This window comes from Mycobacterium sp. IS-1742, assembly GCF_001500125.1.
Lineage (GTDB): Bacteria > Actinomycetota > Actinomycetes > Mycobacteriales > Mycobacteriaceae > Mycobacterium.
This window is the reverse complement of record NZ_LQIV01000012.1, coordinates 261161-285149: the sequence shown is the minus strand read 5'-3', so window position 1 is coordinate 285149 and position 23989 is coordinate 261161. Positions and strand designations below refer to the sequence as shown.

General features: G+C 63.2%; 18 protein-coding genes and 1 pseudogene. 12 read left to right on the top strand and 7 right to left on the bottom strand.

Annotated elements, in window-relative coordinates:
• Together AU196_RS09855 and AU196_RS09850 are read left to right on the top strand one after the other, a co-directional pair.
• Positions 1 to 813, top strand: a complete 813-nt coding sequence (locus AU196_RS09855; protein ID WP_005116473.1) for a TIGR03084 family metal-binding protein — start codon at positions 1 to 3, stop codon at positions 811 to 813.
• Positions 810 to 2535, top strand: a pseudogene (locus tag AU196_RS09850) (acyclic terpene utilization AtuA family protein). Before AU196_RS09855 ends, AU196_RS09850 begins: the two are co-directional and overlap by 4 nt.
• Here AU196_RS09850 and AU196_RS09845 read toward each other — a convergent pair.
• The 6 genes from AU196_RS09845 to AU196_RS09820 form a co-directional block, all read right to left on the bottom strand.
• Positions 2532 to 3125: a TetR/AcrR family transcriptional regulator gene (locus AU196_RS09845; protein WP_005086604.1), complete on the bottom strand. Its 594-nt coding sequence runs from the start codon at positions 3123 to 3125 to the stop codon at positions 2532 to 2534. The pseudogene AU196_RS09850 and the gene AU196_RS09845 overlap by 4 nt on opposite strands.
• A 213-nt stretch (positions 3126 to 3338) precedes the next feature.
• Positions 3339 to 4892, bottom strand: coding sequence for an acyl-CoA synthetase (locus AU196_RS09840; protein WP_005086603.1), 1554 nt, complete (start codon positions 4890 to 4892; stop codon positions 3339 to 3341).
• 26 nt (positions 4893 to 4918) lie between these two features.
• Positions 4919 to 6073 carry an acyl-CoA dehydrogenase family protein gene (locus AU196_RS09835; RefSeq protein WP_005086601.1) on the bottom strand — a complete coding sequence of 385 codons (1155 nt, stop codon included), beginning with the start codon at positions 6071 to 6073 and terminating at the stop codon, positions 4919 to 4921.
• A gap of 54 nt (positions 6074 to 6127) precedes the next feature.
• Positions 6128 to 8161, bottom strand: a complete 2034-nt coding sequence (locus AU196_RS09830; RefSeq protein WP_005116476.1) for an ATP-binding protein — start codon at positions 8159 to 8161, stop codon at positions 6128 to 6130.
• Positions 8162 to 8166: 5 nt separating this feature from the next.
• Complete coding sequence (locus tag AU196_RS09825; protein ID WP_005086599.1) at positions 8167 to 9768, bottom strand: acyl-CoA carboxylase subunit beta; 1602 nt, start codon at positions 9766 to 9768, stop codon at positions 8167 to 8169.
• 351 nt (positions 9769 to 10119) lie between these two features.
• Entirely contained in the window at positions 10120 to 10794 is a 675-nt protein-coding gene (locus AU196_RS09820) for a TetR/AcrR family transcriptional regulator (RefSeq protein WP_005086598.1), read from the bottom strand.
• 68 nt (positions 10795 to 10862) lie between these two features.
• Here AU196_RS09820 and AU196_RS09815 point away from each other — a divergent pair, with 68 nt between their 5' ends.
• Positions 10863 to 11732 carry a metal-dependent hydrolase gene (locus tag AU196_RS09815; RefSeq protein ID WP_005086597.1) on the top strand — a complete coding sequence of 290 codons (870 nt, stop codon included), beginning with the start codon at positions 10863 to 10865 and terminating at the stop codon, positions 11730 to 11732.
• Positions 11733 to 11915: 183 nt separating this feature from the next.
• Here AU196_RS09815 and AU196_RS09810 read toward each other — a convergent pair whose 3' ends face one another.
• Positions 11916 to 12548, bottom strand: coding sequence for a TetR/AcrR family transcriptional regulator (locus tag AU196_RS09810; protein WP_005086596.1), 633 nt, complete (start codon positions 12546 to 12548; stop codon positions 11916 to 11918).
• A 128-nt stretch (positions 12549 to 12676) separates the two neighbouring features.
• Here AU196_RS09810 and AU196_RS09805 point away from each other — a divergent pair, with 128 nt between their 5' ends.
• The 9 genes from AU196_RS09805 (at position 12677) to AU196_RS09765 (ending at position 23957) form a co-directional block, all read left to right on the top strand.
• On the top strand, positions 12677 to 13531 hold the full coding sequence (locus AU196_RS09805; protein WP_005086595.1) for an SDR family NAD(P)-dependent oxidoreductase: 855 nt from the start codon (positions 12677 to 12679) through the stop codon (positions 13529 to 13531).
• Between the two features lie 13 nt (positions 13532 to 13544).
• Positions 13545 to 14468: a hypothetical protein gene (locus tag AU196_RS09800; protein WP_005086594.1), complete on the top strand. Its 924-nt coding sequence runs from the start codon at positions 13545 to 13547 to the stop codon at positions 14466 to 14468.
• The gene (locus AU196_RS09795; RefSeq protein WP_005086592.1) at positions 14465 to 15958 is read left to right on the top strand and encodes a flavin-containing monooxygenase; all 1494 of its coding nucleotides are present in this window, start codon (positions 14465 to 14467) and stop codon (positions 15956 to 15958) included. Before AU196_RS09800 ends, AU196_RS09795 begins: the two co-directional genes overlap by 4 nt.
• 44 nt (positions 15959 to 16002) lie before the next feature.
• On the top strand, positions 16003 to 17520 hold the full coding sequence (locus AU196_RS09790; RefSeq protein ID WP_005086591.1) for a flavin-containing monooxygenase: 1518 nt from the start codon (positions 16003 to 16005) through the stop codon (positions 17518 to 17520).
• A complete protein-coding gene (locus AU196_RS09785; RefSeq protein WP_016895701.1) occupies positions 17517 to 18482 on the top strand; it encodes an alpha/beta hydrolase in 966 nt (321 codons plus the stop codon). The genes AU196_RS09790 and AU196_RS09785 overlap by 4 nt, the downstream gene beginning before the upstream one ends.
• Before the next feature lie 76 nt (positions 18483 to 18558).
• Positions 18559 to 20088 (top strand): flavin-containing monooxygenase, encoded by a 1530-nt coding sequence (locus tag AU196_RS09780; RefSeq protein WP_005086589.1) that lies wholly within the window; start codon positions 18559 to 18561, stop codon positions 20086 to 20088.
• A gap of 115 nt (positions 20089 to 20203) precedes the next feature.
• Positions 20204 to 21661, top strand: a complete 1458-nt coding sequence (locus AU196_RS09775) for a cytochrome P450 (protein WP_005086587.1) — start codon at positions 20204 to 20206, stop codon at positions 21659 to 21661.
• Positions 21658 to 22311 (top strand): transglutaminase-like domain-containing protein, encoded by a 654-nt coding sequence (locus tag AU196_RS09770; protein ID WP_005086585.1) that lies wholly within the window; start codon positions 21658 to 21660, stop codon positions 22309 to 22311. The genes AU196_RS09775 and AU196_RS09770 overlap by 4 nt, the downstream gene beginning before the upstream one ends.
• Before the next feature lie 26 nt (positions 22312 to 22337).
• Complete coding sequence (locus tag AU196_RS09765; protein WP_005118169.1) at positions 22338 to 23957, top strand: fatty acid--CoA ligase; 1620 nt, start codon at positions 22338 to 22340, stop codon at positions 23955 to 23957.
• Positions 23958 to 23989: the final 32 nt, after the last annotated feature.

The following is a 23989-nucleotide window of genomic DNA, read 5'->3' as shown; positions in this document are numbered from 1 at the left end:
ATGGCGGTGAGCATGCAGTCGGTTATCACCGACATCGAAGCGGAGACGGCAGCCCTACGCGGATTGGTCGCGCCGCTGACCGAAGGTCCGCGCGGCTGGGACGCGCCGACTCCGGCCGTGGGCTGGACGATCCGCGACCAGATCAGCCATCTGGCGTTCTTCGACGACGTCGCGGTGCGCTCGGCCACCGACCCCGACGGGTTCAGCAGCGACTACCTGCCGATGATGGCCGACGGAGCCATCTCACCCGACGTCATCGCCGAGCGCTACCGTCAAATGCCGGCTGCCGACCTGCTCGCGTGGTTCGACACGTCGCGTGCCGCCCTCGTTGCGGCGTTCGCGGACATTGACCCGGCGACCCGCCTGCCGTGGTTCGGGCCGCCGATGAGCGCGGTCTCGTCGCTGACAGCGCGACTCATGGAGACCTGGGCGCACGGCCAGGACGTCGTCGACGCGCTCGGCGCGACCCGCGAGGCCACGGCACGGCTGCGTCACGTGGCCCACATCGGGGTGGGTGCACGCGCGTTCAGCTACCTGGCCAACGGTCTGGACCTGCCCGCGGACCCGGTACGCGTTGAGCTGACCGCTCCGGACGGCAGCGTCTGGACGTGGGGGCCAGCCGACGCGGCCAACCGCGTGAGCGGGCCGGCGCTCGACTTTTGCCTGTTGGTCACCCAACGCCGCCACCGCGACGACACCGCTTTGGTCGCCGACGGCCCGCTGGCCGACCAGTGGCTCGCGATCGCCCAGGCCTTCGCGGGGCCCCCTGGCGGCGGGCGCGTGGCGGGCCAGTTTGCAGGGCGTCAGCGGTGAGCGTCCCGGTCCGCATCGGCAACTGCTCCGGCTTTTACGGCGACCGCATCGCCGCAGCCCGCGAGATGGTCGAGGGCGGACCGATCGACGTCCTGTGCGGTGACTATCTGGCCGAGCTGACCATGCTCATCCTGGCCAAGGCCCAGGCCAAAGACCCGTCCGGCGGGTACGCGCGGACTTTCCTCACCCAAATGGAACAGGTGCTGGGCACCTGTCTCGATCATGGCATCAAGGTCGTCGCGAACGCGGGCGGGCTGAATCCCGCCGGCTTGGCCGCCGCGTTGCGCGAGCTGTCCGCCCGTCTCGGCCTCACCGCGCGCGTCGCTCACGTCGAGGGCGACGACCTACGTGGCGACCTCCACGCAATCACGCCGCCCGTCGGCGACATCAAACCGGTATCGGCCAACGCGTACCTCGGCGCCTGGGGCATCACCGAGGCGCTGCGTTCGGGCGCCGACGTCGTCGTGACCGGCCGGGTCACCGACGCATCCCTGGTCGTCGGTCCAGCCGCCTGGTGGCACGCCTGGGCACCCGCCGACTGGGATCGGCTCGCGGGCGCGGTCGTCGCCGGGCACGTGATCGAGTGCGGCCCTCAGGCGACGGGCGGCAACTACGCGTTCCTGGACGAGATCACGGACCGCCGCTACCCGGGGTTTCCGATCGCCGAGGTCGCCGAGGACGGCTCTTCGGTGATCACGAAGCATCCCGGCACCGGGGGACTGGTCTCAGTCGGCACGGTCACCGCCCAGCTGCTCTACGAGACCGCTGAACCTGCCTACCTCGGCCCCGACGTCGTCGCCCACTTCGACACCATCCGGCTGGCTCAACAGGGTGAGCACCGCGTCGCGATCAGCGGTACGAAAGGCAGTCCGCCGCCGGACACGTTGAAGGTGGCGTTGAATGAGGTGGGCGGCTTCCGTAACACAATGACCATGGTGCTCACCGGCCTCGACATCGGGGCCAAGGCGGCTTTCGCCGAACAGCAGCTCTTCGACGTTCTCGGCGGACGCGACGCCTTCGACGAAGTCGACGTGAGGCTGTTGCGTTTCGACGTCTCCGACGCACCGACGAACGAGCAAGCCTGCGCGCACCTGCGTGTGACGGTGAAGGACGCCGACCCGCGCAAGGTGGGCCGAGCCTTCTCCGGGGGGGGTCATGGAGATCGCCCTGGCTGGTTTCGCCGGCTTCCACACCACCACGCCACCGTCCTCGGAGACCGCCTTCGGCGTCTACCGGCCGGCCTACGTAGCGCGGTCGGCCCTCACGCACGTACTCGTCGACGCCGACGGCACACGGCACGAGATCCCCGACCCGCCGACCGGTGCCGTCCCGCCGGCTAGGATCGCCGCGCTCGCGAAGCTGCCAGTGCCGTCCGGGCCGACACGTCGCGCGCCGCTCGGGTCGGTACTCGGCGCGCGGTCCGGAGACAAGGGCGGCAACGCTAACCTCGGCCTGTGGGCACGGGATGACCCTGGGTACGCGTGGGCGCGTGACTACCTCAGCGTCGAGCGGCTGCGCACTCTGCTCGGGCCGGAGACGGCGCACCTGCCCATGGAGCGCTTCGAACTGCCGAACCTGCGCGCCCTCAACGTGGTGGTGCACGGCTTGCTCGGTGACGGGGTGGCCTCCTCGACCCGGCTGGACGCACAGGCCAAGGGGCTCGGGGAATACGTGCGGTCCCGCATGGTGGACATTCCCCAGTCGCTGCTCGACACACACTAAATCCGGTGCGGGGCGCCGTCTACCTGCTGTGTAACCGCGCGGCTGAACAGCGCCGCAACGGCCGCGGCGGCCAGCATCGCCTCAATCGTCGCGTCGTCCAGCGACGCCGGCATGTACGCGGACGCGTTGAGCAATGACAGCACGGCGGCGACCAGGCCCTGTGCGCGCTCACGGTCCAGATCGCCCCGTGCTCGTACGAGTGCCTCGACCCAAAAGGACTCGTAGCTGTGCTGTCGGCGTCGCAGGGCACGGGTCGCCAGCGGCGACAGCGAGCGGTGCTCGCGGGCGTAGACGGCCAACAGGCCGCGTCGTCGCGCGCCGAAGGCCGCGTGCAGGTCGACAAGGGCGTGCAGGACCTCCGTCGGTGTGCCGGCCGTGGTGGCGCGCCGGGCGCCGGCCAGCAGCTCAGTCATGGCGGCGTCGCATAACTCGCGAAGGATCGCGTCCTTGTTCTGAAAGTGCCGGTAGACGGCCGGCCCGCTCACCCCTGCTGCGGCACCGATGTCGTCGATGCCCACGGCGTGAAAGCCTTGCCGCGCGAACAGGTCGGCGGCGGCCTCGAGGAGCAGTTTGCGGCGCAAACCGGCCACTTTCAGGCCTCCTGTCGATTTGTGGTTACGTTGTTCGCCGTCCGATCCGCTGGGCTGGGATCCTACCGACGCTGGGGTTGCCTGCGTCGGCACCCGCCGCACCGAATCGAGGGAGGTGAACGAAACCGCTAGCCCCCGCCGATGCTGTCGATCCTTTTCTCAGTTCATGATTTAGGGGCCCTGCTCCGAACCCGCGATGTGCAGCGGCACGACTCAGCGCAAAACGACTCCGCCCTCGATGCCCGTGAACTGCGCGCGCAGCTCGGTCTTGAGCAGCTTGCCGGTGGCGTTGCGCGGCAGTTCGGCGACGAAGTGCACGTCACGCGGACACTTGAAGTGTGCCAGCCGCTCCCGGCACCACGCCACGATCTCCTCGGCGCTCGGCGCCTGCGTCGCCGGGTCGGCAACCACGACCGCGACGACGCGTTCGCCCCACTTCGCGTCCTTACCGCCGATCACGGCGGCGTCGAACACCGCCGGGTGGCGGAAGAGGACCTGCTCGACCTCGATCGGGTAGACGTTCTCGCCGCCGGAGATGATCATGTCCTTCTTGCGGTCGACGAGGGTGATGAAGCCCTCCGCGTCCATGCGCCCGAGATCGCCCGTGTGGAACCAGCCCCCGCGCAACGCCTCGGCGCTCGAATCGGCCTTCATCCAGTAGCCGGTGAACACATTCGGACCGCGCACGATCAGTTCGCCCACGGTGTCGGTCGCGACGTCGCGGTCGTCGTCGTCGACGATGCGGGCGTCGACATGCATCGCGACGCGGCCGATCGACCCGGCCCGCGTGCTGATGTTCTCGGCGTCGAGGACGGTCACCAGGGGAGCGGTCTCGGTCATGCCGAAGCCCTCGGTGAAGGGCACGCCTCGCTCGCGCATGAAGTCGATGACCGTGAGGGGGACGGGCGACCCGCCGCCCATGGCGAAACGCAGCGCAGACAGGTTGAAGGAGTCGAAGTCGGACACCTGTGTGAGAGCGGTCCACATGGCCGGCACCATGAACTGAACCGTGACGTGGTGGTCGGCCATCGCCTGCAGCGTAGCTCGCGGCTCGAAGGACGGCATGATGACGCTGGTGCCGCCGACGTAGAGCAGCGGCAGGGTGTGTACTCCCAGCCCGCCGATGTGGAACAACGGCGCCACCGCGACGGTGACGTCCTCGCCCCGCAGGCCGATGTCGGTGCCGAGGACGTTGATCGCGTTCCATAGCAGGTTGTCGTGGGTGAGGATCGCGCCCTTGGGTCGGCCCGTCGTCCCCGACGTGTACATGATGAACGCGGGGTCGCTGCCGTCGACGTCACCGTTGAGCGGTTCGGGCGCGGCGCCCGAGACGACGTCTTCGTAGCCGAGCTCGCCCGGCGCCGGCGCCCCACCGGCGCGTACGACATGGCGCACGCGGACTCCGGACTCGGTGACGGCGCTCTTGGCCTGCGCGGCGAACGGCTCGTGGAAGACCAGAACATCGGCGCCTGAGTCGGCCAGGATGTAGCCGATCTCGGGTCCGGCAAGGCGCACGTTGAGCGGAACTGCAAGTGCGCCGATTTTGGCGCAGCCCAGCAGCACCTGGATGAACTCGGTCGAATTGACCAGCAGCATCGCGACCCGATCGCCCTTGCGCACGCCGAGGGCGATGAGTGCGGCGGCGACCTGGTTGGTGCGCCGATCGAGGTCGGCGTAGGTGATGTGCGCGCCGTTGCTGATCAACGCGGTGCGCCCGCCGTTGAGGAAGGCGCGCCGGGTCACCCACTGACCGATGCCGAGTTGCATGCGATTCCCTTTCCGTCCGCGGCGACTCAGTAGGACGCGGGCAGTTTCAGGCTGTGCTGCGCCACGAAGTTGAGGATCATTTCGCGGCTGATCGGCGCGGTGCGCATGAGCCGGGCCGGACCCCACAACGTGGCGAGGCCGTACTCGGTGGCCATGCCGTTGCCGCCGTGGGTCTGAATCGCCTGGTCGAGCGCCAGGATGCCCGCCTCGGCTGCGGCATATTTCGCCATGTTCGACGCCTCACCCGACCCCGGATCGCCGGCGTCGTGCAGGGCGGCGGCACGCTGGGTCATCAACCGGGCCAGCTCGACCTGGATCTTGGCGTGGGCGAGGGGGTGCGATACGCCCTGGTGCGAGCCGATCGGCGCTCCCCACACGTGGCGGTTGCGGGCGTAATCGGCGGCTTTATCCAGCGCGTAACGGCCGATGCCGTTGCCGAGCGCTGCCCCCATGATTCGCTCCGGGTTCAGGCCCATGAAGACCTGGCGCAGGCCCTCGTTCTCCGTGCCGATAAGGTTGGCGGCCGGCACGCGGACGTCATCGAAGAATAGAGTGAACTGCTTCTCTGGAGTGACCGCCTGGACCGGGATGAGTGACTTGGTGAGCCCGGGGACATCGGTGGGCACGACGAGCAGGCTGAGTAGTCCGCGACCACTGTCGTTGGTAGACGTTCGGGTGACGACCAGGATCGCTTCGGCTTCGTCGACACCGGAGATGTAGTACTTGGTGCCGTTGATGACCCAGTCGTCGCCGTCGCGTTTCGCGGTCGTGGAGATGTTGTGCGAGTTCGAGCCCGCGTCCGGCTCGGTGATTGCGAATGCCATGATCGTCTCGCCGCTGGCGATGCCCGGCAGCCACTGCTGCTTGAGTTCCTCACTGCCGAATGCCTGGATGATCGTGCCGCAGATGGTTGGCGAGACGACGGTCATCAGCAGCGGGCAGCCCGCCGCGGCGAGCTCCTCACCGACGATCTGCATGTCGTAGATGCCGCCGCCGCCGCCGCCGTACTGCTCGGAAAGGTTCACCCCGAGGAAGCCCTGTTTGCCCACGGCCTGCCACAGCTCGGTGCTCTTCGCGCCGGCCAGCGATTTTTCCAGGTAGTACTCGTGTCCGAAGTCCTTGGCGATCTCGGCGACCGCCTTGCGCAGGTCCTGACGTTCCTCTGTCTCGTGCAATTCCATGACACTCCTCACATCGGTATCGACGCGCCACCGATCGGGAGCGCGCCGGGTTCATTAGAGCTCGGTGGCGTCCGACGCCACTTCACCGCCGTCCACCGCCTCGACCACGGCGAGGACGTCACCGCTCGAGACCTGATGGCCGACCTGGACCGGCAGGGCGCTCAGCACCCCGTCGATCGGGCTCGCGACGGTGTGCTCCATCTTCATCGCCTCCAGGACGACAAGGGTTTGGCCCGCCGAGACCGTCTCGCCCTCGGCGACCGGTAGTCGGATCACCGAGCCCGGCATCGGCGCGGTGAGCGACCCGGGCGGGTTGAGAGTGCTCGGGTCGACGAAGCGTGGCGCCAGCCGCAGGGCGGAGTAGCCGGCGACCGAGTCGAGGTGGGCAACATCGCCGTCGAGGACGACATCATAAGTGCGGCGCACCCCGTCGACGCGCAGCACCACCCGCTCGCTACTGCCCTCGACAACCTCGACGTCGGCCAACGGCTCGTCGTCGACCTGCAGGCAGGTCCCTGTCGAACCTAACGTGTACCCGACGCGCACTTCGCGCCCACCCTGGGTCTGCCAGGTCGTGGTCTGCGGCTGCGAAGGGTTGTTGCGCCAGCCGGCGGGCAACGTGGCCTGCAGAGTTGCGACGGCACGCCGCGCGGCCACCCCGGCCACGGTCGCCGCGACGGCGTGCAGGCGCTCGGACTGCGTGTCTGGGAGGGCAGCGCCGAGTTGGGCGACGTCGTGTCGGTCAAGGAACCCAGTGTCGGTGCCCCGCCCGGCGAACTCGTCATGGCGCAGGACGCGAACAAGCAGGTTGCGATTGGTGGTCACGCCGTGAATACGGGCGCCGGCCAGCGCCGCCGAGAGGCTGGCAAGTGCCTCGTCGCGCGTTGGTGCCCACGCGATGACCTTGGCCAGCAGCGAATCGTAGTAATGACTGATGACCGAACCGGCACGAAAACCCGAGTCAACCCGCACGCCGGCAAGCGCCGGGACATCCAAGGTGCGCAGGGTGCCGGTACAGGGCCGGTAGTCATCGGCCGGATCCTCGGCGCACAGACGGGCCTCGACCGCGTGACCGCGAATTCGCGGGTTGTGCATCTCCTCAGGCAGCGGGCGGCCCATGGCTACGAGCAGCTGGGCACGCACCAGGTCGAGGCCGGTGATCAGCTCGGTAACCGGGTGCTCGACCTGCAGCCGGGTGTTCATCTCGAGGAAGGCGAAGGAGTCGGCTTTGCCATCCTGAGCGGCGTCGTAGACGAACTCGACCGTCCCGGCGCCTACGTAGCCGACGGCGCGCGCGGCGGCGATGGCGGCCTCGCTCATCCGAGCGCGCAACGCGTCGTCGACGACCGGTGACGGCGCCTCCTCGATCACCTTCTGGTGTCGACGCTGCACGGAGCACTCGCGCTCGAACAGAGAGACGACGTTTCCGTGCGTGTCGGCCATGATCTGGATCTCGACGTGGCGTGGGCGCTGGACGTAACGCTCGAGGAAGACGGTGCCGTCGGCGAACGCGGCGGCGGCCTCACGCGAAGCGGAGGTGACCGCTTCGTCGAGCTCGTCCGGCGACGCGACAATGCGCATGCCTCGGCCACCGCCGCCGGCGCTGGCCTTGACCAGCACGGGGTAGCCGACGTCGGCGGCCAGCTTCGCCAGCTGCTCGGCCGATAGCCCCGTCGTGTCGCCACCGGGCAGCACAGGCACCCCCGCGTCGGACATCGTCTTCTTGGCCTGCAGCTTCGAGCCCATCGCGTCGATCGCCCCGGGCGGCGGACCGATGAAGACGAGGTCGGCGGCGGCACAGGCGCGCGCGAACCCGGCGTTTTCCGAAAGGAAGCCGTAGCCGGGGTGTACTGCGTCCGCGCCGGTGAGCGAGGCAGCGGCGATGATCCGGTGGATGTCGAGGTAGGTCTCAGCGGCAGACGAGCCGGGAAGGTGCACGGCCTCGTCGGCGTCGGCGACGTGCCACGCGTCGGCGTCGGCGTCGGAATAGACCGCGACGGTGGCGATGCCGAGATCGCGGCAAGTGCGGAACACCCGCCGCGCGATCTCGCCACGGTTGGCGACCAGGACCTTGCGGATCTTGGGCATCGCCATCACATCCGGAACACGCCGTAGCCACGCTGGCCACGGACCTCGCCGTTGTGGATCACCGACAGGCAGAACCCGAGAACGGTCCGCGTATCGCGGGGATCGATGATCCCGTCGTCGTAAAGTCGGCCGCTGTTGGCCAGTGCGACGGATTCGCGCTCGATCTGTTCCTCGACGGCGGCGCGCATCTGGGCGTCGGCCTCCTCGTCGAAGGGCAGCCCGCGGTCGGCGGCGGACTCGCGCGCCACGATGGACAGCACTCCGGCCAGTTGCGCCGGACCCATCACGGCCGACTTCGAGTTAGGCCAAGCGAATAGGAAACGCGGCGAGTACGATCGCCCGCACATGCCGTAGTTCCCGGCACCGTAGGACGCACCCATGGTGATGGTCACGTGGGGGACCGTGCTGTTGGATACGGCGTTGATCATCTTGGCGCCGTCCTTGATGATGCCGCCCTGTTCGTACTCGGCACCGACCATGAAACCGGTGGTGTTCTGCAGGAAGATGAGGGGGGTGTCGATCTGATTTGCCAGTTGGATGAACTGCGAACCTTTCTCGGCCTCCTCACTGAACAGGATGCCCCGTGCGTTGGCGAGGATGCCGACTGGGAAGCCGTGGATCGAGGCCCAGCCGGTGACGAGTGACGTGCCGTAGAGAGGTTTGAACTCGTCGAAGGCCGAGCCGTCGACCACTCGGGCGATGACGTCGCGGGGGTCGAAGGGCACCTTCGGATCGACCGACGCGATGCCGAGCAGCTGATCGGGGTCGTGCACCGGTGGGTGCGGCGGCGTGGTGGGTCCGGGGCCGTTCTTCCGCCAGTTGAGCCGCGCCATGATGCGACGGCCGATGCGGATCGCATCCTGCTCGTCCTCGGCCATGTAATCGGCCAGCCCCGAGGTGCGGGCGTGCATGTCGGCGCCGCCGAGCGACTCGTCATCGGAGACCTCGCCCGTGGCCATCTTGACCAGCGGCGGACCCCCGAGGAACACCTTGGAACGGTTGCGAACCATCACGACGTAGTCGCACATGCCCGGGACGTACGCACCTCCAGCGGTGGAGTTGCCGAAGACCAAGGCCAGTGTCGGCAGCCCCGCTGCGCTGTGCTGTGTCAAGTCGTGGAACAGCTGTCCGCCGGGCACGAAGATGTCTGCCTGTGTGGGCAGGTCGGCGCCGCCAGACTCGACGATGTTGATGATGGGCAGTCGGTTCTCCCGCGCGATGGCCATGCCGCGGAACACCTTGCGGAAGGTATAGGGGTTCGATGCGCCGCCGCGGACGGTGGGGTCGTGGGCGATGATCATCGACTCGATGCCCTCGACTACGCCGATGCCGACCACCACGCTACCGCCGACGGGGAACTTACTGCCCCAGGCGGCGAAGGGACATAGTTCGAGGAACGCCGTGTCGGGGTCGAGCATCAGCTCGATGCGCTCGCGGACGAGCAGCTTGCCCCGCTTGCGGTGGCGCGCAACGTATTTCGCGCCTCCGCCGCCGTTGACCAGCGCCAGTTGCTCCACGATGGTGTGGAGTTGCGCGCTCAGTCCTTCGCGGTTCTTGAGATACCCGGGCGCGGTGTCGTCGACCCGGTCGGGCAAGACCTGTACCAAAATTTTCCCTCCGGGCGAGCATCGACGTCATCTGCTAGGCGCTGATGTTAGCCGCAATTAACATCAGGTGACAACGGCGGCAGGGCTTGCGTCAGATTTGTTTCCCGCGCCGCGATTCCGTCGAAGCGCGATGGATCGAAGCGGTGCGCTTCGCTGCAGATCGAGCGATCAAAGGAATTGACTGCGGGCGCGACGGCACACACAGGGCCCTTGCTAGGTCGTATCGAGTTCCTCGTCCGGCGCGCGTGGAGTCTACGGTCGCGATCTCGGGTGAACGCCAGCAGTGATTATCAGCGTCGCGCCATGCGCCTCAGCCAACCGAGTCGTATATAAATCCGGGTCGGTCAGAATCTATCGGGTCTCGTCAACTGCGGCCAGCCGCGGAGCGGCCTGATCAGGCGCCTGCCCGAGGGTATATAGGCCGAGACTGCCGAGAAAACCCGCACAGTGCTCGATAAGCATTTCAGTCGAGAGGTTCAGTTGTCCGTCTATCCAGCGACGGAGTATCTCGAACAGGCCCCCGACACCGTAGGTGGCGGCGAGATCTGCGACTTGAAGCACCTCGCTGGGTATATCGAGGTGCAAGCGGGCCTCTCTGAGCACCAGCTCCGCAAAATCGGTCATCAGCTCGCTTCGCAGCTGCCGAAGGAGGGGTTCTGCGCCCGATTCGACAAACAGTATGCGGGCCATGCTGGGATCGTTCTCGATCACCTGAACCAGGGCCTTGATCGGAGCGTAAGCGAGTTCTTGAGGAGCAACCGTGTCGTCCGGAATGGCGCTGGTTATCACCGCCTGGAAGGTGGCGGAGATCTTGGCAAATACCGCGCGCAAGAGTGCGTCTCGGTCGCGAAACTGCTGGTAGAAGTACCGGCTCGTCACTCCTGACTTCGCACACACGGCGGTCACGGTGCACGCGGTAGCTCCGTGGGTGCCCATGATTGAGACCGCGGCATCAATCAACATCACGCGGCGCTGCGCATCGCGTTGAGCTGCGGACAGCCCGCCATAAACACGTGCTGGACTCATGTCCTACAGTCTGGCAGTCTTATCTGACAAGGCATAAAGTCAGATCCAACTTCGAGGAAGGACCTCCAGTGTCGGAAGATCAAGCCCGGACCAGGACCCGCGTGCTGCCAAAACCCAGGCGTGTTCGTTTTCCGATGCCGACCTCCACGAAGCGGCAACACTTCGTGGATGGCGACCTGGTGATGAGCCATTTCATCTCGGTGCTTTCTGCGACGTTCCCGGAAGGCGAGGATTTCTTCATCCGATCGGTCAGGAACTTCCAGAGCTCCATCGACGATCCCCAATTGGATACAGCGGTCAAGGGTTTCATCGGACAAGAGGCCACACATCGACACCAGCATCGTCTCCTCAACGAGCGACTCCAGGTCATGGGGTATCCGACGGCGCGAATCGACCGTCATGTCGCACGCCTGATCAAGCGATTGGAACGGCGCTTTTCGCCGGAAATGCGGCTGTCCATGACCTCCGCGTTGGAGCACTACACCGCTACGCTGGCAGAAATCATTCTTACCAGCGAAGACGCCCAGAAGCTCATCGGACAGACAGAGGTTCGACCGATTCTGCTGTGGCATGCCTTCGAGGAGTCGGAGCACAAAGCGGTTGCCTTCGATGTCTATCGGCTCGTGGGAGGAACCGAGCGCACCCGTGTACGCGGCATGCGGATCGCTTCAGTAATTCTGTTCGGCGAACTCATTCTGCAGACTGCCCTGTCCATGGCCGCTGACAAAGCCTCATATAACCCGGTCACGTTGGTGCGCAGTCTGTACCGCTTCAGTCGCACCCCGATGTTCACCGCCGATGCGCTGCGGCGTTTCCGTTCCTACAATCGCCCGGGTTTCCATCCTGATGATTGGGACAGCGCCGCGGTCCTGGAGCATTGGAGCAAAGAACTGTTCGACCAAGACGGTTCACAGCGAGTTATCGCTTCGTCGGGATAGCAAAGATGCGGAAGTGCGGCGACGCAGGAGCACCGTTCCTGCGTCGCTCCTTCCGAACAGGGTGCGACGCGTCGGTCGACTCACGGATTCGGTGCTCGGTGGCCGGTGAAGGTGGCGGTCGGACCCGCAAATGCGGTTCGCAGCGATCGCCACGGGGCTGGCTGGCCCTGTTGTGAGCCTCGATCAGTCGCTGATGACATAGCGTTGAGCCAGGGTTTCAGCAAGTCTGCTGGTGTGCGCGACCACTTCTTTCTCGGTCACCGCAAGCAAACCGGAGTGCCAGGCGGTGATGACTTCGACGAATCCCCCGACAGCGATCAGGGTGTCCATGCGAAGGGCTATCTCGTCGGCATCTTGTCGGAGGTGTGGCCGGCTTGCCTCAACGACCAACTGCGTTGCTTCCTGTAGCGCCACGGCGCGGCGGTCTTGTAGCGGTGAGCTACCGACATGCTGAGCGAGGAGGATGCGTGCCCGGCCGGGATCGCGTGCGATCCGGTCGACCACGATGGTGATCGCCGCGGTGATGGTTTCGATCGGCGGCCGATTCGCACGCTCGTTGAAGAGCGCGGCGACCTCGCCGAGCATGTCATTGCGGACGCCATCCCACGCAGCAACGAGCAGCTCATCGCGCGTCTTGAAGCCCTCGTAGAAGTATCGATCGTTCAGCCCTGTGCGGGCGCATACGCCGCGCATAGTGACCGCGGCCCAACCGCTCTCACTCCAAATCTCGGTTGCGGCCTCGATCAATTGCTGCCGTCGCTCGGCACGACGCTCGGCCCCGGTCCGACCACCCCAGCGCTTGTTTCTCGACCGCACCTCTCCATCTTGACAAGGTGCTCGTTCCACCACCAAACTGGTGGCATGCGACACCAATGGTGGCTGGTGCCCCCAGATGAGAGTTTCCCCACAGCAGACGTCCATGTCGCGACCCGAAAGGCAGACGGATGAGATTGCTGCCCTTCGGCGGCGCACCAGGCAGAACGCACCGCGCCGATGCAGTCGTCACGGGCGCAGGAAGCGGTATCGGCCGCGCATTCGCCGTGGAGCTTGCGCGCCGAGGTGGACGCGTGGTGTGCGCCGACAAAGATCCCGTCACTGCAAAAGAGTCGGCAGAGTTGGTGAGGCAGGCTGGCGGCGAGGGCTTCGACATCGCATGCGATGTCACCGATCTTGAGCAGGTCCGCAACCTCGCTGATGTGAGCGAAGACTGGTTCGAGAAGGCTGCGAGCCTCGTCATCAACAACGCCGGAATCGGTGCGGGCGGCAACCGCATCGGCGCGACGTCGATCGAGGACTGGAACGCGGCGATTTCTGTCAACCTCTGGGGCGTTATCTACGGCTGCGAGACTTTTGTGCCTCGGCTCCGCAGCAATGGGCATGGCGGAGTCATCAATGTGGCGTCGGCAGCGAGCTTTGGCTCGGCCCCTCGGATGGCGGCTTACAACGTGAGCAAGGCCGGGGTGCTCGCTCTGTCGGAGACATTGGCGGCCGAACTGAGCGGTACTGACATCAACGTCACAGTGCTTTGCCCCACCTTCGTGAAGACGAACATCGTCAACAATCCTCAAATCGACGAGGCGGCTGCAAGACTCGCGGCCAACCTGATGAAATGGACCGGCATTTCGCCACAGCACGTTGCTCGAACGACGTTGAACGCGCACGATCGCGGACAAATTTATGTAGTACCCCAACTCGATGCCAAAGTCTTGTGGCAACTCAAGAGAGCCCTACCCGGCCCCTTTACTCGCACGCTGGGCCTCGTGGAGCGCATGGCCTCATGGAACGATTCAGCCGAGTAGAGGAGCAGGGAAAATGGCTTTCGCATACAGTGACATGCTCGAGACAATCAAAAACAAGCAATGGGCTCTTGCCGATATCGATTGGAACGCCCCTGGCGCGGAACTGATCACCGATGAACAGCGTCCCAAACTCAAGCAATTCATGTCCGACGTGGTGTGGATTGAGCATGTTGGAGCACGTGCCTTCGCCGCGATGGCTCCAAAGGCGCCATTCGAAGCGCTCGGAGACATTTACCGTTACTTTCACGCCGAGGAGCAGCGTCACGCCAATGCCGAACTTGCCTTGATGCGTCGCTGGGGCATGCTCGAGGAAGGCGAGAAACCGGTCCCGAACAAGAATATTCGGCTGGTCATCGAATGGCTGGACCGTTATGCGGAAGCCCTGCCCCTGACCGTCATCGGGGCCGCGATTCCGGCACTGGAGACTGCGCTCGATGGAGCGCTGCTGAAGTTTCTCCTCGATGAGGTTGACGACCCTGTGTGCGGGGAGGTGTTCAACAAGGTCAACAGCGACGAATCAAGGCATCTCGCGGTTGGCTTCCAGGTCTTGAATGACCTGGGCGCCAGCCCGATGCGAATCCACGCCATTCAAACTGCGGGTGCTCTTGTCGACCCGCGAATTCTCACCGGCGCTTTGCTGTATATCCCGCTCCTGACGCGCATGTTGATGAATCTCAACGCTATGGGTCTGTCCGAGGAGAAGTTATACAACGCAGTGACGCGGTATGCCAATGTCGGCGATCGCAGTGAGCATACGCGGAGGGTGCCCGGCTATCACATCTTGAAGGCGCACATGTCGTCGTCCATCAAGCGGTCCCAGCCTCTGCACTTCGTGTCTCAGCGCCTTGGCAATGCGATCGATGTTTTCCCTGTTCAGATTTTCGGTCGGCCGCCATCCTGGACGGACGAACTGACCTACGAACCGGTTGCCAAATGACAGGCACCACGACGACGTTGATCGTCGGCGCCGGGTTCGCAGGTATCGGTGCGGCGATCAGACTGCTTCAAGAGGGCACGGATGACTTGGTCATCCTGGAACGGTCAGATCGCGTCGGAGGCACCTGGCGAGACAATACTTATCCCGGTGCGGCCTGCGATATTCCCTCGCTTCTCTACTCCTACTCGTTCGAGCCGAATCCGGGCTGGACTCGTACCTACTCGGGGAGCGCTGAGATCCTCGAATATATCGACGATATGGTCGCCAAGTACGATCTTGCCCGGTTCATCCAGTTTGATACCGACGTGACTGCCTTGGAATTCGATGAGAGTGCCGGCATCTGGATGGCCGACACGGCAGATGGAAAGCGGTATCACACCCGGTCAGTTGTGATGGCCAGTGGACCACTTGCCAACGCCAGCTTTCCCGATATTCGGGGTATTGACTCGTACGGTGGAAAAAAGATCCACAGCGCTCGATGGGACCATGGCTACGATCTCGGCGGTAAGAGGGTTGCAGTCATCGGGACAGGCGCGAGCGCGGTTCAGATCATTCCCGAGCTCGTAAAGTCGGCTGCCTCGGTCAAAGTCTTCCAGAGAACGCCCGGCTGGGTGTTGCCCAGGGTGAACTTCAGGCATCCGGCCTGGGCGCGTTCGACCTTCACACACCTGCCGGTGAGCGAACAAGCGCTCCGCGACGCGTGGTTTTGGGCCCACGAAGTGATGGCAGTGGGTATGGTCTGGAACACCGCCGCGACGTCCGCGATACAGCTGGCGGCCAAGGCTCATCTCCGTCGGCAGGTGAAAGACTCCTGGTTGAGACGTCAGTTGACGCCCCATTTCAGGCCTGGATGCAAGCGCATGCTCATGACCAGTGATTATTACCCTGCGCTACAGGCGGATAACTGCAAGCTGATCAGCTGGCCGATCGCCACATTGTCACCCAACGGTGTTCGGACCGCCGACGGTGTCGAGCACGAAGTGGACTGTATCGTATTTGCCACTGGCTTCGATGTGGCCAAACGTGGCACCCCGTTCCCGATTAGCGGCCTCGGCGGTCGGAAGCTCGGCGATGAATGGTCTCAGGGGACATTTGCCTTCAAGAGCGTGAGCGTGGCCGGGTATCCGAACTTATTCTTCACTTTCGGACCGAATTCGGGGCCAGGCCACAACTCGGCGCTCGTATATATGGAGGCTGCAATTGACTATATAGTCAAGGCGATCAAGCTCCTTCAGCAAAATGACATCGGCACTTTGGATGTGAGGGAGGATCGTCAGGACCGCTATCACTCCGAAATTCAGCGCCGCCTTCGACGAACGACTTGGAATTCGGGGTGCAGCAGTTGGTATTTGACCGAGGACGGCTACAACGGCACGATGTACCCAGGTTTCGCGACCCAGTTTATGAGAGAACTATCCCGCTTGGATCCTCATGATTACGTGATAACCCGGCGCGACGATACACACGTCGAGCTGACGCAATCACTCTGAATACAAGTTTGCAAGGCTGACCGTCAGAACGGTGAAATACAGGAATGGATCGCAAGTCCGACCGTAATTACGAGATAATTATCATAGGAGCTGGATTTTCCGGCATCGGGTCTGGCATTAGCTTGATGAAGGCGGGATTTACCGACTTCTTGATGGTTGATGACGCCGATGGCGTAGGTGGTACGTGGCACTGGAACACCTACCCGGGTATCGCTGTCGATATACCGTCGTTCAGTTATCAATTCTCATACGAAATGCGGCCCTCTTGGTCGCGCACGTACGCCCACGGCAATGAGCTCAAAGCCTATGCCGAGCGATGTGTTGAAAAGTATCGGCTCTGGGACCATATTCGTTTCAACACAACCATTACCGAGGCTTGTTTCGACGAGAACGCAACACGGTGGCATTTGACCAGTGCCAATGGTGAGGAGTTCACGGCACGCTTCGTGATAAATTGCTCCGGCGTTCTCAGTCGGCCAAAGTGGCCTGAAATCAAGGGGGTGCGAGATTTCGCCGGCGTTACGCTCCACACGGCTAGATGGGACAATGCCAAAGATCTCAGCGGGAAGAGGGTTGCAGTAATCGGTACCGGTGCATCGGCGGTGCAACTGATACCCGAAGTCGCAAAGAAAGCAGAGAGTCTGACGGTATTTCAGCGAACTCCAATTTATTGTCTGCCGAAGCCAGACTTCCCCATACCGACGTGGGGTGGAAGGCTTCTACATTTCCTGCCGGGGGCACAATTGGCGACCCGGACCGCCAGCCAGGCGTTCGTGGAAATCACTTTCCCAATCGCCGCTCACTTTCATACGGTGATACCGTTCGCCGATGTCATGGAGAGCGCCGCAAAGCGGTACATGCGGCGTGAGGTCCATGACCCGACGACGAGAGAACAACTCATTCCGCGCTACTCGTTGGGCTGTAAACGACCCAGCTTCCACAATTCCTATCTCGCAACCTACAACCGGTCCAACGTTTCGCTCGAGACGAGCGGCATAACCCATATCGACCATGCATCCGTCCATACTCGAGACGGCAAAGCTCATCCCATTGACGTCTTGATCCTGGCCACCGGCTTCAAAGTGATGGAGTCGGGCAACATGCCTACTTACGTATTGAAGGGACGCGGCGGGCTGGAGCAGGCTACATGGTGGGGCGAGCATCGACTGCAGGCCTTCGAAGGGGTGAGCGTCCCGGGATTTCCGAATCATTTCAACATCTTCGGCCCGTACGGCTACAACGGTTCCTCGTACTTCACGCTCATCGAGGCGCAGAGTCGGCACATCGTCCGGTGTCTTCGTCGCGCGCGGGCGCTGGGTGCTAACTGGGTGGAGGTCAAGAAGGAGGCGAACGACCGTTATTTCGCCGAAGTGCTAAGGCGGCGTCACAGACAGGTTTTCTGGCAGCCGAGCTGTTCCAGTGCCAACAGCTACTACTTCGACAGGCACGGTGACGTTCCACTCCGTCCATCAACGACTCTGGAGACCTATTGGCGGAGCCGCACCTTTCGCCTCTCGGACTACCGATTCGAGAATCGGCCCGAAGAGGTGTGTCCCCGGTGACCAGAATGGATGCCCCTGACTGGCAGCCCAGTCTTGCCAGTCATCTCGTCGCGATGTCCTCGCGAACCACGCTGCGGCCACTGGCGCAGCTGATGCCATCAAACGCCTACGGACTTGCGGTGATGGATCGCGTGCTTCGAACAGCGCTCGTAGCCTCACGGCCTCGGCGCGGCGTCACAGTGCGCAAGGTTGACACTGTATTCGCCGGAGGCCCGGTTCGTGGGGACTGGATCACCACGCCTGCCATTAATCCGCATGCCAACCCTTTGCTGTACATCCACGGCGGCGCCTATTCTATGTGCTCGCCGGAGACGCACCGCGGTCTTCTTGGTGAACTCGCCTCGGCGAGCGGGCGCCCCATCTTCGCAGTGAAGTATCGTCTTGCCCCGCGGTATCCCTATCCCGCAGCCGCGGACGATGCGCTGAATGCGTATCGCTGGCTTACCAGCGGAGGGTCCCCGGGTTCTTGTCAGCGCACCGTCGCGGTTGCCGGCGATTCAGCGGGCGGTCAGCTCACGATGGCCACGGCCTTGGGCGCTCGTGCAGTTGGATTGCCGCTCCCTGATGCGATGCTGCTGATGTCTCCCGTCCTGGATCTCAGGTGCGAACTTGCCAGAGCGCGTGAACTTCGCCGCCGGGATCCTTTTGCCTCCGCTCAATCAGCGGCGCGCGCTCTTGACCTCTACGTAGGTGGCGCAGATCGCGGAGATCCGCGCCTCAGCGTGCTTGACGCGGACCTCACCTCGATGCCGCCGATCCTCATTCAGGTGGGCGGGAGAGAAATGTTGATCGATGACTCGCGCCGTCTCGCCGAGCGACTTCAATCAGCTGGATCCCACGTCGACATCCAGGTATACCGGGGACAGATCCATGTATTCCAGGCTATGTTCCGGATTCTTCCCGAAGCCCGAGACGCGATTCATCGAGCGGGACGCTTCCTTGAAGCCTCGGAAGTCAGGTGAAAGTGTCCGAACAGGCAATGCTCCTACACCTACACCACCTCGACCGCCGCAGCGTGAAGTCAGTCGTCTCTGCCTCATGAGCAGCAACTTCGCGACGGCCTGTCGCGCGTACGATCCGTCGATCGTGATCATCGGGGCCGGCTTCGCCGGGGTTGCGATGGCCCACCGGCTGAAGAAGGACGGGTTCACGAACTTCACGATCCTGGAAAAGGCTGCAGACATCGGGGGTGTTTGGCGTGACAACACCTATCCGGGAGCGGCCTGCGACGTGCCGTCAGCGTTGTACTCACTCTCGTACAAGCCCAATCCTCGTTGGTCACGGCGATATGCCGAGCAGCCCGAGATACTCAAGTACCTCCAACAACTCGTGGAGAGTGGCGGACTGGCCGCGCATCTGCGTACCCAGACCGAAGTTGTCGCAATGACCTTCGATGACCAGCCAGGGCGTTGGACCCTGGTTACGAACTCGAACGAGACAATAACCTGCGATGTCGTCGTCTCGGCCGTGGGTCAGCTCTCCTTGCCCCACGTACCCGTTATTGCCGACGCAGACACCTTCCAGGGGCCGCGCTTTCATTCGGCGCGTTGGGACCGATCGGTTTCGCTTCGCGGCAAGCAAGTAGCCGTCATCGGCACAGGAGCTAGTGCCATCCAATTCGTGCCACACATCGCCCAGGAGGCGGAGCATGTCACGCTATATCAGCGCACGGCTCCGTGGATCTTGCCGAAGTGGGACAGCAGGTATGGAGTCCTTCACGACAGGGTGAGCGAGTTATTGCCGATGGCGCTGCGCCTCGAGCGTTTCGCGGTATGGCTAATTTTCGAGTTGCTCGCTGTGACGCTAGTCGACGCGAAGCCCCTCTCACGCGTCCTCGGTGCGATCGCGCGCCGCCACCTACATCGGCAGGTTGCTAGCCCATCTTTGCGCGAGCAATTGATGCCTTCGGACGCGCCAGGGTGCAAGCGAGTGCTGTTCTCGAATGATTACTATCCAGCAATCGCGAGTGATCGCGTGTCGTTGGTGCCGAAGGCTATCGCAGAGCTCTGCGACAACGGTGTCAAGACCGTGGATGGAAAGTTTCGTCCTGCAGATGTCGTGATCTACGGAACCGGGTTTCGCGCCACCGATTTTCTCGCCCCGATGTCCGTGCGCGGCTCTCGCGGAGTCTCCTTGGCCGAGGGTTGGAAGACCCAGGCGTACGCATATCTGGGCATCACTGTCCCCATGTTCCCGAACCTGTTCCTGCTTTATGGTCCCAACACGAATGTGGGCTCGGGGTCGATCCTCTACATGATCGAGTCACAAGTCCGTCACATCGCAACGCTCATCAAAGCCGTGGCTGCTCATCCGGGTCATGCGATCGATGTCAGGGCGGAGAGCGCGCAACGCTACAACACGCGCTTGAGAAGGCGACTACGGAGGTCGGTGTGGGCGCTGTGTGCGAGCTGGTATCGAACCTCGAGCGGGGAAATCCCGACGAACTGGCCGGGGCCTACCTTGGTTTATCGACTCCTTACCCGGAAGCCGCACAGCGGCGATTACGTCTTGAGAAACGTCGGGCGTCTAAAGGTCGGAGACCCTGCAGAACCGAGCCTGGCCGACTAAGGGCACGAGACGCGCACTTAACCGCTAGGCCAATAATGTCTAGATATTGACATCAATGGCATCTTTGTAAAGACTGGTGGACGCCGTCAAAGCGGCCCAGCGTCCAGGAGGAACCATGACGAATCACCTTCTCGCACCTGCGCACCACGTGAAGGAGCGGTTGTCCTCTGTGATCATGGTCCCCGCGCCTCACGCCGTCGACGACAGATGGCGTCGATGGAGCCGGGACTGGCCGGTTCGTGAACTGGCACCGGCACCCGCGGGCAGTGGATTGAAAGCCGTCCGGGGGGATGCCGGACTGCCCTTCGTAGGTCACACGCTCGACTACATCCGATTCGGCTCGGATTTCAGTCGAGAGCGCTACGACCGTCTGGGTTCGGTGTCGTGGATGGGCGCGTTCGGCACCAAGATGGTGGTCATCGCCGGCCCTGACGCCACTCGAGAGGCGTTCACGAGCGAAGCGAAGGCATTCTCTCAGGATGGCTGGTCCTTCCTGATCGACGCCTTCTTCCATCGCGGTTTGATGCTCATGAGCTTCGACGAGCACTTGATGCACCGGCGCATCATGCAGGAGGCGTTTACGCGTCCGCGCCTGACCGGATACGTCGAACAGGTAACGCCATGCGTTCGCTCGGCAGTGCCTGCGTGGCCGGTGGGCCCGTCGGTTCGAATCTACCCACTGTTGAAGGAACTCACCCTCGACATCGCTACCGACGTCTTCATGGGCGGCCGCGGCAAGGACGAGAGCGATGCTGTCAACAAGGCGTTCGTCGCTACGGTCCGGGCGGCGAGTTCCCTTGTGCGTGCTCCGCTTCCGGGAACCAGATTCCGCGCTGGTGTGCAAGGGCGGCGCGTTTTGGAGGACTACTTCTTCCGGCATCTGCCGGCCGCGCGAGCCGGTGAAACGGAGGATCTGTTCGCTGCTCTCTGTCAAGCCACGACCGAAGACGGGGAGCGGTTTTCCGACGAGGATGTGGTGAATCACATGATCTTCTTGATGATGGCGGCCCACGACACCTCGACGATCACCACCACAGCGGTCACCTATTTCCTTGCCAAGTATCCGCAGTGGCAGGAGGCTGCGGCTGCGGAAGCCGCGGCCATCGGTGACGGGTTGCCGGACATCGAGGCCCTGGAGAAGATGACGGTCATCGACCTCGTGATCAAGGAAGCGCTCAGACTGCTTGCACCTGTTCCGCTGGTGATGCGCAAGACGGTTCGAGATGTCGCCATCGATGGATATCACATCCCCTCGAACACGTTATGCGCTATAACGCCTGCCGTAAATCACTTCGATCGAACGATCTGGAGTGATCCGGGGCGGTTCGATCCCTCACGTTTCGACGAGCCTCGGCGCGAAGACCAACACCACCGATTCGCCTGGGTTCCGTTCGGAGGTGGAGCGCACAAGTGCATCGGCATGCAATTCGGGACGCTCGAGGTCAAAGCAATCCTGCACAGGATGCTGCGTTCGCTCACCTGGACGGTGCCGGAGAACTATCACGTCCGATGGGACAACACCTCCCTGCCCATTCCGGTGGACGGACTTCCGTTGCAGTTGAAGCGCCGATGACCGTCGACCACAGGCCCTACCTCGAACCCACGGAGTTTCTTGACTGGCAACAAGATTCGGTACGTGACTTCGTGTCATCGACGATCCGTGATGCCTGCGGCGACACCGAGAAGGCCATCGCCATCTTCACCGCGGTCCGTGACTCCATTTGGTACGACCCCTACACGGTGACCGACAACCCGCACGCGTATCGCGCCAGCACCGTCGCGACCGCAGAACGGGCCTACTGCGTCCCGAAGGCCGTGCTCTTGACTGCAGCGTGCCGAGCGGCGGGAATCCCGGCGCGGCTGGGGTTCGCCGACGTCCGAAACCACCTCCAGACCAAGGCATTGCGCGAGCGGATGGGTGGTAGCGACGTTTTCGTCTACCACGGCTACAGTCTCATGTTCCTCAACGGTGCGTGGGTAAAGGCCACCCCGGCGTTCAATCGCGAGCTGTGCGCACGCTTCGGTGTCTCGCCGATCGAGTTCGACGGCCGTAGCGACGCGCTACTCCATGGTTTCACCGCTGACGGCACCCAGCACATGGAGTATCTGCGCGACCGGGGAGCCTACGACGATCTACCCCTAGCAGACATCCTGCAAGCACTGAGAACGCATTACGGCACATTCATCGATCAGCCGAACAGCCGTCCCGACCTCTTCGCCTGAAAGGGCACTACACGATGCAAAGCACAATGCAAAATGTTCCGCTCACGGTGTCGGCGATCGTCCAGCATGCGGCAGCCATACACGGTGACAGCGAGGTCGTCACTCCGACCGGAAATGGATATCGGAGAACGCCTTACCGCATTGTGCTGGCGCGAGTGGCTCGCCTTGCCAATGCGCTGCGCAGTCTTGGCGTCACGGCAGACCAACGCGTGGCCACCTTCCAGTGGAGCAACCAGGAACATCTGGAGGCCTACTGTGCGATTCCCTCCATGGGCGCGGTCCTGCACACGCTCAACATTCGTTTGGCCCCAGAGCAACTGGCGTACATCGCCAACCACGCGAGCGATCAGATCGTCCTAGTCGACGCTTCGGTTGCCCCGTTGTTGGCGCGCGCGCTCCCAGCGATGGCGTCGGTGCACACCGTCATCGTCACCGGAGAGGGCGACCTTGCCCCGCTACAGGGATGCGGGAAGACCGTTCTGCGTTACGAGGAAGTGCTTGCCGGCCAAGAAGAATCATTCGACTGGCCTGAGCTCGACGAGCTGTCCGCCGCGGCCATGTGTTATACGAGCGGTACCACCGGAGATCCCAAAGGCGTCGTCTACAGCCACCGTTCGACGTACCTTCACTCCCTGACCGCCTGCACAGCTAACGCTTTGTCAGTCAGCGAGGCCGACCGTCTGCTGGCCATCGTCCCAATGTTTCACGCCAATGCGTGGGGGCTTATTTACGCAGCGTTGATGTCCGGTGCGGATCTGGTACTGCCTGACCGGTATCTCCAAGCCGAACCGTTGGTGTCGATCATCGAAGACACCAGACCGACCTTGGCCGGTGCAGTGCCGACGATCTGGAACGATGTCGACCGATATCTGGATTCGCACCCTGAGCGGGACATTTCTTCGTTACGGCTGGTCGCGTGCGGGGGGTCTGCTGTTCCGCTTTCGTTGATGCGGGCATTCGAAGAGAAGTACGACGTGCCCATTGTGCAGGCCTGGGGTATGACCGAAACCTCTCCGTTGGCGACCGTTGCACGTCCGCCTCACAGAGCCGACGCGACGCGGCGCTGGGAGCTGCGCGCATCCCAGGGCCGGCCGATCTGCGGTGTCGAAATCCGGTTGCGGGACGACGACGGGAAAGACGTGCCGTGGGACGGGCAATCAGTTGGGGAGATCCAGGCGCGCGGTCCCTGGATCACCGGGTCCTATTTCGGAGACAACGATACGGAGAAGTTCGACGAAGGATGGCTGCGTACCGGTGATGTGGGCAAGATCGAGGCCGAGGGCTATCTGACACTGACCGACCGCTCGAAAGACGTCATCAAGTCAGGTGGCGAATGGATCTCCTCGGTGGAGCTGGAAAACACGCTGATCGGCCACCCTGCCGTGTACGAAGCGGCGGTAGTCGGCGTCGCGGACGATAAATGGCAGGAAAGGCCGTTGGCGCTTGTCGTCGTCCACCCCGGAACCGATGTTGACATTGACCAACTCCGATCGTTCCTTGCGGACAAAGTCGCCAAATGGTGGATTCCCGAGCGATGGAGCTTCGTGTCCGATATTCCGAGAACGAGCGTCGGAAAGTACGACAAAAAGGCCATCCGTGCGCGCCACTCTGCCGGCGAATACCTCATCGAAATCGAAACGTCATAACGTCAAATCCCTGAAATTCCAACTGTCGGAAG

What these genes read in the sequence shown, in the direction of transcription:
- AU196_RS09830 (WP_005116476.1), bottom strand. Translation starts at nt 8,161, where the DNA reads ATGCCCAAGATCCGCAAGGTCCTGGTCGCCAACCGTGGCGAGATCGCG.
- AU196_RS09790 (WP_005086591.1), top strand. Translation starts at nt 16,003, where the DNA reads ATGGATCGCAAGTCCGACCGTAATTACGAGATAATTATCATAGGAGCT.
- AU196_RS09840 (WP_005086603.1), bottom strand. Translation starts at nt 4,892, where the DNA reads ATGCAACTCGGCATCGGTCAGTGGGTGACCCGGCGCGCCTTCCTCAAC.
- AU196_RS09820 (WP_005086598.1), bottom strand. Translation starts at nt 10,794, where the DNA reads ATGAGTCCAGCACGTGTTTATGGCGGGCTGTCCGCAGCTCAACGCGAT.
- AU196_RS09780 (WP_005086589.1), top strand. Translation starts at nt 18,559, where the DNA reads ATGAGCAGCAACTTCGCGACGGCCTGTCGCGCGTACGATCCGTCGATC.
- AU196_RS09855 (WP_005116473.1), top strand. Translation starts at nt 1, where the DNA reads ATGGCGGTGAGCATGCAGTCGGTTATCACCGACATCGAAGCGGAGACG.
- AU196_RS09775 (WP_005086587.1), top strand. Translation starts at nt 20,204, where the DNA reads ATGACGAATCACCTTCTCGCACCTGCGCACCACGTGAAGGAGCGGTTG.
- AU196_RS09770 (WP_005086585.1), top strand. Translation starts at nt 21,658, where the DNA reads ATGACCGTCGACCACAGGCCCTACCTCGAACCCACGGAGTTTCTTGAC.
- AU196_RS09765 (WP_005118169.1), top strand. Translation starts at nt 22,338, where the DNA reads ATGCAAAATGTTCCGCTCACGGTGTCGGCGATCGTCCAGCATGCGGCA.
- AU196_RS09835 (WP_005086601.1), bottom strand. Translation starts at nt 6,073, where the DNA reads ATGGAATTGCACGAGACAGAGGAACGTCAGGACCTGCGCAAGGCGGTC.
- AU196_RS09795 (WP_005086592.1), top strand. Translation starts at nt 14,465, where the DNA reads ATGACAGGCACCACGACGACGTTGATCGTCGGCGCCGGGTTCGCAGGT.
- AU196_RS09800 (WP_005086594.1), top strand. Translation starts at nt 13,545, where the DNA reads ATGGCTTTCGCATACAGTGACATGCTCGAGACAATCAAAAACAAGCAA.
- AU196_RS09805 (WP_005086595.1), top strand. Translation starts at nt 12,677, where the DNA reads ATGAGATTGCTGCCCTTCGGCGGCGCACCAGGCAGAACGCACCGCGCC.